The sequence below is a fragment of the uncultured Granulicatella sp. genome (genome assembly GCF_963528195.1).
GTDB lineage: Bacteria > Bacillota > Bacilli > Lactobacillales > Aerococcaceae > Granulicatella.
The window spans coordinates 1-11,193 of sequence record NZ_CAURVN010000043.1 but is presented as its reverse complement, the minus strand read 5'-3'; the positions used below and the strand labels follow the sequence as shown (position 1 = coordinate 11,193).

The 11,193-nt window shown below is 35.0% G+C and carries 7 protein-coding genes; 5 read left to right on the top strand and 2 right to left on the bottom strand.

All coding sequences use genetic code 11. The features are described from left to right. The 3 genes from RWR88_RS07670 to RWR88_RS07660 all read left to right on the top strand — a co-directional run. On the top strand, positions 1 to 4,525 hold a 4,525-nt coding region (locus RWR88_RS07670), incomplete at its 5' end, for a ZmpA/ZmpB/ZmpC family metallo-endopeptidase (RefSeq protein ID WP_314451584.1). A gap of 131 nt (positions 4,526 to 4,656) precedes the next feature. Beyond that, positions 4,657 to 5,535 (top strand): DegV family protein, encoded by an 879-nt coding sequence (locus RWR88_RS07665; RefSeq protein ID WP_314451581.1) that lies wholly within the window; start codon positions 4,657 to 4,659, stop codon positions 5,533 to 5,535. Between the two features lie 135 nt (positions 5,536 to 5,670). Next, positions 5,671 to 6,741: a competence protein CoiA family protein gene (locus RWR88_RS07660; RefSeq protein ID WP_314451579.1), complete on the top strand. Its 1,071-nt coding sequence runs from the start codon at positions 5,671 to 5,673 to the stop codon at positions 6,739 to 6,741. A gap of 32 nt (positions 6,742 to 6,773) precedes the next feature. On the opposite strand, the gene RWR88_RS07655 is transcribed toward RWR88_RS07660, so the two are convergent. After that, positions 6,774 to 7,313, bottom strand: a complete 540-nt coding sequence (locus RWR88_RS07655; protein ID WP_314451577.1) for an ECF transporter S component — start codon at positions 7,311 to 7,313, stop codon at positions 6,774 to 6,776. 17 nt (positions 7,314 to 7,330) lie between these two features. Beyond that, positions 7,331 to 8,173, bottom strand: a complete 843-nt coding sequence (locus RWR88_RS07650; RefSeq protein WP_314451576.1) for a pyridoxamine kinase — start codon at positions 8,171 to 8,173, stop codon at positions 7,331 to 7,333. Between the two features lie 106 nt (positions 8,174 to 8,279). Here RWR88_RS07650 and RWR88_RS07645 point away from each other — a divergent pair, with 106 nt between their 5' ends. Then, on the top strand, positions 8,280 to 9,566 hold the full coding sequence (locus tag RWR88_RS07645) for a PLP-dependent aminotransferase family protein (protein ID WP_314451575.1): 1,287 nt from the start codon (positions 8,280 to 8,282) through the stop codon (positions 9,564 to 9,566). Further along, positions 9,559 to 11,193, top strand: a 1,635-nt coding sequence (recQ, locus tag RWR88_RS07640) for a DNA helicase RecQ (RefSeq protein ID WP_314451573.1), incomplete at its 3' end; no start/stop codon positions are given. The genes RWR88_RS07645 and recQ, both read left to right, overlap by 8 nt.

Below are 11,193 nucleotides of genomic sequence, written 5' to 3'. Positions count from 1 at the left end.
AGTAACAACAGGTACAGTTGAGAAGTCTACCGAAAGTGAATTAGATTTCACAACAGAAGTAGTTCCAGACGATACAAAATATGTGGATGAAGAAGTAGTTGAAACCCCTGGTTCTAAAGGTATCCAAGTTACGAAAACAACTTACGAAACAGTGGAAGGTGTGGAAACAGACAAAGTTCTTTCTACAACTACAGAAGTGAAAATGCCTGCTGTTCCTAAAGTCGTTAAAAAAGGAACAAAGCCAGTTGAAGGAACAGTAGTTGAAACAAGAGAAGAAGTCATTCCTTTTGAAACCAAAGAACAAGAAGATGACACTTTAAAACGCGGAACAAGACAAGTATCTCAAAAAGGTGTAGAAGGTAAGAAACAAATTACTGAAATCTATAAAACGATTCGTGGAGAAAAAACAAATGAAGCTCCAATAGTTAAGGAAACAGTAATTGACCAACCTCAAGATGAGATTATCAAAAAAGGTACAAAAGGTTTAGAAAAACCAATCTTAGAATGGGCTAAAACAGATAAAGATGTCTTGAAGAAGAGCGCTACAGCTAGTTATACATTGAATAAACCAGCTGGAGTAGAAATTAAATCAATCAAATTAGCGTTAAAAGATAAAGATGGAAAAGTTGTCAAAGAAGTAACGGTTGCTGAAAATAATTTAAACGTTACTTTAGATAAATTGAAATATTATCAAGGGTACACTCTATCCACAACAATGGTTTATGATCGTGGTGAAGGCGAAGAAACTCAGAAATTAGAAGATAAACAAATTCAGTTAGACCTTAAAAAAGTTGAAATCAAAAACATTAAAGAAACAAGTTTAATGAGTGTAGATGATGCCGGTAAAGAAACTGATAAGAGCTTACTGACTGAAAAACCGACAGATGTTTCTCCATTATATTTACGTGTGACAACTCACGATAACAAAGTGACAAGACTTGCAGTAAGTTCTGTTGAAGAAGTTATTGTAGATGGAAAAACATTGTACAAAGTCGTAGCGAAAGCTCCAGACTTAGTTCAACGTAGAGAAGATGATACACTAAGTGAAGAATATGTTCATTATTTTGAAAAACAATTACCAAAAGTAGGCAATGTGTACTACAACTTCAATGAACTTGTAAAAGATATGCAAGCTAATCCAACGGGTGAGTTTAAACTTGGTGCAGATTTGAATGCTGTGAATGTTCCGACTCCGAATAAACAATACGTGACGAACATCTTTAAAGGTAAGTTGTATAGTGAAGGAGATAAACGTTATACCATTCACAATCTAGCTCGTCCGTTGTTCAATCGTGTGGAAAACGCCCATATTCATGATATTAACTTTGGTAATGTGAATATTAATATGCCATGGGCGGATAAAACAGCTCCCCTTGGTGATATGTTCAAGAAATCAACAATTGAGAACATTAAGGTGACAGGTAATGTCGTTGGGAACAATGACGTCACTGGTATGGTTAATAAGTTAGATGAATCCAATATGCGTAATGTAGCTTTTATCGGCAATATTACAAGTGTCGGCAATAAAGGTTGGTGGTCTGGTGGACTTGTCAGTGAAAGCTGGAGAAGTAACACGGATAATTCTTACATTGATGCATACATCAAAGGAAATAAAGCTAAGGTCGGAGGACTTGTCGCTAAGTTGAATCATGGGGATAACCCAATGGACGTTAGTGCATGGGGACGTTTGAAGAATTCAGTGGCAAAAGGTACGATTGATGTGAAAGAACCTCTTGAAACGGGTGGTTTACTTCATTCTAACTGGTCATGGGGTCTTGCAGAAAACAATATTACCATGATGAAAGTGAAGAATGGCGGAGAAATTTTATATGGTTCTCGTGATGCAGAAGATGATGATTACTTCGGAGCGAATTGGGTGCGTAATAATAATGCGTTTGTCAATGGAATTAGTGAAGGGAAACAATCTTATTCTCGTTCTAGTCGTTGGAAAGGGATTTCTGAAGATGAAGCTAAAACTCGTATTGCTAAAATGGGAATTACAGCTCATGAATACGAAATTACACAACATTTGGCTGACAAACTAAACCAAGCGAAATCAAAATCTGATACTTATAAAGACACTCAAGATTATGATGCATCTCGTGAACTTGCATACCGTAATATTGAAAAACTTCAACCATTCTACAATAAAGAGTGGATTATCAATCAAGGGAACAAGATTCCTGAAGGATCTAAATTATTAACGACTGAAGTATTATCTGTAACAGGTATGAAAGATGGACAATTTGTAACTGATTTATCAGATGTTGATAAGATTATGATTCATTATGCTGATGGTACGAAAGAAGAAAAATCTGTATCACCTAAGGCTACATCAAACGTGGAACAAGTAAAAGAATATGGTATTACAGGTTTAGGAGATGTCGTTTACACACCAAATATGGTAGTTAAAGACCGCACTCAATTACTAAGTGATGTTAAAGCGAAATTAGATACAATTACTCTTGAATCTCCTGAAGTTCGTGCGATAACAGGTAATGTTGGAGCATTATACTTAGAAGAAAGTTTTGCAGAAGTAAAAGGAAATCTTGATAAATTAGTAAAAGCTCTTGTTGAAAATGAAGACCATCAATTAAACGGTGATGAGGCAGCCATAAAAGCACTTCTTAAGAAAGTAGAAGATAATAAAGCTAAAATTATGATGGCACTTACTTACCTCAATCGTTATTATGGTATTGAATATGGTGACTTAAACATTAAGAATATAATGATGTTTAAACCAGATTTCTATGGCAAGACACCAAGTGTTATTGATAGATTAATTCGAATTGGTTCGCAAGAAAAGAACTTGAAGGGTGATAGAACCCAAGATGCCTATCGTGAAATTATTGCAGGAGATACTGGTAAAGGTGATTTACGTAGTTTCTTAGAGTATAATATGCGTCTCTTCACAAATGATACAGATCTTAACGACTGGTTTATCCATTCAGCGAAAAATGTTTATGTTGTAGAACCAGAAACAACAAATCCAGATTTCAAAAATAAACGTCATCGTGTTTTTGATGGTCTGAATAATAATATGCATGCACGTATGATTTTACCATTATTGAACTTGAAGAAAGCACATATCTTTATGATTTCAACCTATAATACTATGGCTTATAGTTCATTTGAAAAATATGGTAAAAATACAGAAGCTGAACGTGAAGCGTTCAAAGAACGTATTAATTATGTAGCTAAAGCTCAACAAACATACTTAGACTTCTGGTCACGTCTTGCACTTCCAAATGTTCGTGATAGACTTCTTAAGAGTCAAAATATGGTTCCTACACCTGTATGGGATAATCAAGCTTATGCGGGTATTAAGGATGCTAATCGTCGTGGATATGGTACAGATGGTAAGGTAGCGACACCAATTCGTGAGTTATTTGGCCCAACAGACAGATGGCATCAAATTAATTGGAATATGGGAGCTATGGCTAAAGTCTATGCAAATCCATATGAAGATGAACAAGTTTTCTTCATGGTAACAAATATGTTAGAGGACTTCGGTATTTCAGCATTTACCCATGAAACAACTCACGTAAATGACCGTATGGCATACTTAGGTGGTCATAGACATCGTCCAGGTACATACCTTGAAGCATATGCTCAAGGTATGTTACAAACACCTGATAAATCAACATATAATGGTGAGTATGGAGCATTAGGTATTAACATGGCTTATCATCGTCAAAATGATGGAGATCAATGGTATAACCCAGATCCTGATAAATTACAAACTCGTGAACAAATTGATCACTATATGAAGAACTATAATGACGCTCTAATGATGTTAGACCATCTTGAGGCTGATGCTGTATTACCGCAGTTAAAAGGAAATACAAGTCGCTGGTTCAAGAAAATGGATCGACAATATCGTAGTGGAAATTCAGGTCATCAGTTCGATAAAATTCGTGAGTTGACAGAGGATGAGAAAAAAGTAGCAATTAATACTATTGATGATTTAATTACTAATAACCTAATGACGAAACATGGTGCTCCTGGTGATGGTACTTATAATCCAACGGATTTTGGGTCTGCTTATGTCAATATGAACATGATGACTGGTATCTATGGTGGAAATACAAGTACTGGTGCTCCTGGTGCGGCATCCTTTAAACACAATACATTCCGTATGTGGGGTTACTTCGGATATGAGAATGGATTTGTTGGATATGCTTCTAGCAAATATCAAGGTGCAGCTGATAAAGAAAATAATAAGCTATTAGGTGATGACTTCATTATCAAAAAAGTTTCTAATGGAAGATTCACTAACCTTGAAGAGTGGAAGAAAGAGTATTACAAAGAAGTGAAAGCAAAAGGTGAAAAAGGATTTACTGCCATTGAGATTGATGGTAAACAAATTACCAATTATGCTGAACTAAAAGCCTTATTTGATAAAGCAGTTGAGGCTGACCTAGCAGGTGGAGGAACAGCTAAAACTGTAGAGCTTAAATCAAAAGTATTTAAAGCACTTCTTAAAAATACAGACGGATTCTCAGGACAATTATTCAATCCTTAAGCATAATGAAAAGACCCTTCGGGGTCTTTTTGTTTTACTCTTCCAAATTCCTACGATTGCCCCCAATATGGATTTTTGGTATACTACAGAAAGCAACGTGATTGCTAAATTTAAGAAAAGGAGTCGAGTAAATGAAAATTGCGATCGTAACGGATAGTACTGCGTATTTGACACCAGAAGAACGCCGTGAGTGGGATATTTATGTATTGCCACTATCAGTTATTTTTGGACAAGAAAGTTATCGTGAAGAACAAGATTTGACAACTGCCGATTTCTATGAAAAAGTAAAAAACTCAGAGGTATTTCCAACTAGTTCGCAACCAGCAGTTGGTGAAACAATTGAATTATTCCGTGAATTATCCCATCATTATGATGCTATTATTCCAATTCTTTTATCCAGTGGGATTAGCGGAACTTATCAAACAGTTGTGACAGTTGCTGAAGAATTACAAGATGAAGTATTGATTTATCCAATCGATTCAGGAATTAGCTGTGCACCTCAAGCTCGTGCGGTTCGTCTTGCTGCAATGATGGCAAAAGATGAACAATATACTGCTAAAGAGATTGTAGCTTGTGTTCAACAATTAGTAGATCGTACAACAGCTTACTTCATCGTAGATGATTTGAATAATCTTCAAAGAGGTGGACGTTTATCAGCTGGTGCTGCCTTAGTTGGTTCTATGTTGAAAATTAAACCAATTTTAACATTTGAAGAAAAGAAAATTGTGGCATTGGAAAAAATTCGTACGCAACAAAAAGCGATGAAACGAATTGAGCAATTATTTGAAGAAGATACTCAAACGACAGATGGAGATGGATATGAATTAGTCATTATTCATGCAAATGCTCCAGAGGCAGGAGAAGCGTGGCGTGCTCAAATTCAAGAAAAATATCCAAAATTAAGAACTTCTCTAGCATACTTTGGTCCAGTTATTGGAACACATTTAGGGCAAGGCGCTCTAGGATGTTCATGGGATATTGTTGTAGAGAAAAATTTAGAAAAAATTTAAATGCTTGAAAGATGGAAATAGAATGAAAAATTCTATTTTCATCTTTTTTTGTTTGCATAAATAATTATTTTAAAAAATTCCAAATAAAAAATATTTTTTGAGATTTTTTTCGTATATATAGTTGAGGTGGTTTGAATGAAAATTGCTCGAGATTCAAATGGAGAATTAGTATATGCGTATAAAGGAATTGAATTAGATAAGTCAGAATATTATGCTTGTCCGACGTGTGGAGAACCTGTACAAATTTGCCAAAAGAAAAATGGAGAGTATTTTTTTAGGCATATAACACAAGCGAGGCATGATGGAGAAACAGAGGCACATCAAAAAGGAAAAGAAGAATTACAAGATAGTCTTCTGCAACAAGGATATTCAGTAGACTTAGAACGGTATGAAGCTATGATTGGACAAATTCCGGATATTACGATTGAAGTAGGTGAAAAGGAATGGGTATTGGAATATCAATGTAGTGTGATTCCAATAAAAGAAATGACTACTCGCACTAAAGCTTTAGAAAGTTTGGGGAGAAGTGTCTCGTGGATACTAGGAAAGAAGTTTTTAACAAAAAACTTATGTGAGATGAGTTTATATTGTATTCGATATCATCGACAATTAGGGAATTATTTGTGTTTCTATACAAATAAAGAATGGATCATCCATCATCATCTAGTGTTACAACTTCAAAAAAGAAAGTATCTTTTTGAGGAGAGTAGATGTAACTTAGATAAGCTTGATTGGAAAAAAGTCTTTCAGATTTTTGAAGAGTCGGAGAATGTACAAATTTTTCAATCGGTAAGTAAGGAGCAATCTTGGACAAAAGAAGAGTGGCAAGCATTTATTTTAAGTCCTCAAAAAGAAAACAGGAAATTTCTAGAAGCACTCTATCATCAATATTGGACGTTTGATCAATTAGAGGTATGCCGTCACTATCCAAAATATTCATGGAGTATAAAAACTTATAATATTATTTGGCAAGGATACTTATGGATGGGAATCGAACGATTAAAAATAAACCAAGTTTTCTCGCTTCAGCAGTGTTATGCGTATTTGAAAAAATTAGCCACCCAAAAGAAAATTCGTTTTTCTTCATGTTATGAGCAAGAGAAGGTTTGTAAATGTGAGATAGAGCAATTTTTGAGAGAAATTAGGAAGGAAACAAATGGTCTGGCTCGATTACCAGACGGTAAGTGGAAGAAAATAAAAAACTAGCAAGAGACTCAAACTTCTCTTGCTAGTAGGGATTAGGCTTTAATTTTTTGATGAATTTTTTTGAAAATTGGGTATAAAATTGGAACGGTAATGACTGTAAAAGCAGCAGAACCAAATGTTCCTAAAATTTTAGTGAAGGCTGCAACGAATGCTGGAGTAAAAGCTAGTCCTCCCATAATCATTCCACGTAGGAAAGTGTATTTTACTAAATTTAAAATGATTTTAATAACAGCAGCTAAAATACCAATTCCAATAATATTAGCAGCTTTGTCGTTTTGATGAAGTGTTTTTTCATAAACAAGATGAATTCCCCAACAAACAATAAGAGATTCTAAAATCGTAATCCAAACTTCTGCTGCATATCCATTTAAAATATCGAAAATTCCTAATCCTAAAGTGGCAGCAATGGCTCCTTTTTTACTACCGAATACTAAGCACCCAACAACGACTAGGGCATTTCCAAAGTGGACAAATTGGTGTCCCAATTGAATTCTAAATAACTGAACTCCTAAGAAAATTAAAGTGGCAAATAATGCAATTTGTGTTAATTCACGTAATGAATAATGTTTCATATTATAATTCCTACTTTCTATGAATGAAATAATTGTGTGAGGAGATGCAATTGTGGTTCAAAAGCAACTCCGTATTGTAAATCTTTTTCTTGAGCAATGGTTTCTTGTAGAGTCGCGTCAAGAAAGGTTGTGGCTGTCGCTAAAGCTTTTTCTAAAGAAAAACCTTGTAAAATACAAGCGCTTAGAATAGCTGAAACAATATCTCCAGTTCCAAAAAAATGATGCGGATAATGAGGAGTAAAGGCTGTCGCAAATTGTTCTGTAGTAGCATCATAACTCAATAATCCGATGGAACCTACTTTTGTTTGAATACCTGTTAGGATGACTTTTTTACATCCTAAATCGGCTAACTCCCTAGTAAGTTTCTGATAAGCTTCTACTGGTTGAATTCCTTCTAAATACTTCGTTTGAGTTAATAACGCAGCTTCAGTCAGATTTGGAAGAATAATATCCGCTTTGGAACAAACTCTTCTCATTTGGTGGACATATTCTTCTGTAAAGCCACTATATAACTTCCCGTGATCCCCCATAATTGGGTCGACGATTAGTAGAGCATCTGGACTTTGACTCGTATAATAGTCTAATAAAACTTTCAATTGTTCCATTTGTCTGCAATATCCGATAAATAATGCATCTGTTTTTAAGTTTAATGCTTTCCATTGTTCTAAACTTTGCTTTGTAAAGTCTAGTAGTTCTTGGATAGCAATTTGCCCAAATCCTCCTGTATGAGAGGATAGTAAAATGGTTGGTAAAAGTATCGTCTCAATCTCGCAACAAGCCATAATCGGAATGGCTGGAGTCAGTGCTACTTTTCCAATTCCGGATAAATCATTGGCCAATATAATCCGTTTTTGTACCACGAAAGCACCTCCTATTTTTAGAAGTTGAACTCATTGTAATTCAGGATGGGATAAGGTACAATATTTTCCGAGAAGAATTGTACCGGTACAGATAGTGAGGTGTGTCATGTTTAAATATCAAGAAGTGAGTCTTCAAATTCGTCAGCAAATCGAAGAAGGTATTTATAAAAAAGGAGATCGACTTCCTTCAATTCGTGAAATGATTCAACAGTATCATTGTAATAAAGATACGATTTTAAAAGCTTTACATCTTTTAAAGGAAGAAAGTTTAATATATCCAGTTGAAAAGAGTGGCTATTATGTATTGAAAAATCGAGTCCCTGTTCGAAACACGACAAAAATTGGTTTGCCAAATCCGATGCAATTTCCGATTGAAGATTTTAGAAAATGTTTGAATGAGTCAGTTATGGCAAGTTATGAAGGAATTAATAGCCAGAAAGAATCCATCCGAGGAGACCGTGAATTAATTGAAGCAATGGTGCCATTGTTAGAAAGTTACGGAGTGTATGCAAAGGAAGGTCAATTATCGATTACAACGGGAACGCAACAAGCCTTATATATTTTACTCCAACTGATTGGAACAGGCGGATTGTTATTAGAACAACCAACGTATAGTCGTATGAATCAATTAGTGAAGGAATTAGGAATTCCCTATCAACTCATTGAACGAGAACAGACACAAGACACCATTTCATTAGAGAAGTTAGAACAAATTTTTCAAAGTGGTACCATTCGTTATTTTTATACGATTTCTAGATTCCATAATCCACTTGGGATGAGTTATCCGGATAGCGTTAAAAAGAAAATTGTGGAATTAGCAGAAAAATATCAAGTCTATATTATTGAAGACGATTATATGGCGGATTACGAACGAGGAACTGCAACGCCTTTGCATTATTTTGATACGAATGAAAGAGTCATTTATGTAAAATCTTTTTCATCGATTTTATTTTCTGCTTTTAAAATGGGAATTGTCGTACTTCCAAATGCTTTAATAAAGGAATTTGAGAAAAGAAAACAATTATTAGATTTTGATTCGAATTTACTCATGCAAAAAACATTAGCATTATTTATCCAAAATGGCTTATTTGAAAAACATCGACAAAAAATGGTGGCACACTATCATGAAAAGTCTCAACAATTTAGACAGTTATTAGAATTATCAGCGATAGAACAAACAACTTTACACGGCACACAATTATTGTTAGAAAGAAGTCAATTATCCCTTCTAAAAGAAAAGCTAGATTTAGAAATAACAATTGACACATTAGAAGATGCTTATATTGAAGAAATAATACCAGAATTTTTTTCATTAGATGTCTATGCTTTATCGATGGAACACATGCGAGAATTAATATACTTACTAGAAGAGAGGGGGGAAGTAGATGAATAAGGAAGAAATTTTAAAACATTATTATGGATACGATAGCTTCAGACCTGCTCAAGCAGAAATTATTGAAACGATTTTATCCAAAAGAGATGTCCTAGCGATTATGCCAACTTCTGCAGGAAAGTCCATTTGTTTTCAAGTACCAGCGTTAATGTTAGACGGAATCACAATTGTTGTATCTCCATTAATTTCCTTAATGTATGATCAAGTGACTTCGTTAAAAGAAATGGGAATCAAAGCGATTTTGTTAAATAGTGCGATGACTTCACTCGAGTATTATCAAGCGATTGAGCAATTACAACGAGGTGAAGTGAAGTTATTATATGTTGCTCCGGAGCGTTTTGAACAAGAAGGATTTCTAGAGATGATGCAAGGAATTCAGATTAGTATGGTTGCAGTAGATGAAGCGCACTGTATTTCTCAGTGGGGGCAAGATTTTAGACCAAGTTATCAAAATATCGACACATTTGTTGCACAACTTCCTACTCGTCCCATTGTGGCAGCTTTTACAGCAACGGCTACTCCAAGAGTTCGCTTGGATATTAAGCAACAATTAAAATTACAACATCCTTTTGAAGTTGTAACGAGTTTTGACCGTGCGAATTTATATTTTGGAATGGAAGAACCAAGGGATAAAATGAGCCGTCTACTAGAGTTAATTAAGGAAAAGGAATCGACGATTGTATTTTGTAATACTCGGAAAGAAGTCGAAAAAGTCTGTGAGAAATTACAAAAGAAGGGAATTGCTGCGGATTGGTATCATGCAGGATTAAGCCCGGAAGCTAGGAGTAAAGTACAAGAAGATTTTATATTTGACCGTATTGATGTCATTGTAGCAACAAATGCATTTGGAATGGGTATTGATAAGTCCAATGTGAGAAAAGTCATTCACTACAATATGCCTAAAGATATCGAAAGTTATTATCAAGAAGCAGGACGAGCCGGTCGAGATGGGGAACCTGCGGAATGTATTTTATTATACGGGGCAAAAGATATTATTATTAATAAATTTTTAGTGAAGCAAAATGAGGATAAAGTCGGCATGGCAAAACTCAATGAGATGATTGATTATTGTAGAACGGTACGTTGTTTAAGAGGCTTTATGCTAGATTATTTTGGACAAAAAGATATTCCAGAAGATTGTGGGCATTGTACGAACTGCTTAAATAAAGTGACGTTAACAGATGTGACGCCACAGGCGCAAATGATTCTGTCCTGTATTATTCGTATGAAAGAAAGGTATGGAATGAGTAAAGTATCCGAAGTGTTGCGAGGAAGTAAACGAGCTGAAATGAAGGCTCTACACTTTGACCAATTATCTACTTACGGAATTATGAAAGATTATTCGGATAAAGCTTTAAAAGAATTTATCTCTTCCTTAATTGCAGATCGCTATATCGAAACGGAAGGATTACAATATCCGATTTTACAAGTAAGTGAGTTAGGAAAAAAGGCATTGAAAAATCGTGAGAAAATTGAAGTGAAACCAATTGTGGCGCAAATTCTTCAAAAACCAGATGCCATTCAGCAACACCAAGTACAAGATAATGCGCCATTTGATGAAGTCTTGTATGACCGATTACGTTCGCTTCGTATGGATTTAGCGTTCGATCAAAATGTTCCACCATTC

What these genes read in the sequence shown, in the direction of transcription:
- RWR88_RS07665 (WP_314451581.1), top strand. Translation starts at nt 4,657, where the DNA reads ATGAAAATTGCGATCGTAACGGATAGTACTGCGTATTTGACACCAGAA.
- RWR88_RS07660 (WP_314451579.1), top strand. Translation starts at nt 5,671, where the DNA reads ATGAAAATTGCTCGAGATTCAAATGGAGAATTAGTATATGCGTATAAA.
- RWR88_RS07655 (WP_314451577.1), bottom strand. Translation starts at nt 7,313, where the DNA reads ATGAAACATTATTCATTACGTGAATTAACACAAATTGCATTATTTGCC.
- RWR88_RS07645 (WP_314451575.1), top strand. Translation starts at nt 8,280, where the DNA reads ATGTTTAAATATCAAGAAGTGAGTCTTCAAATTCGTCAGCAAATCGAA.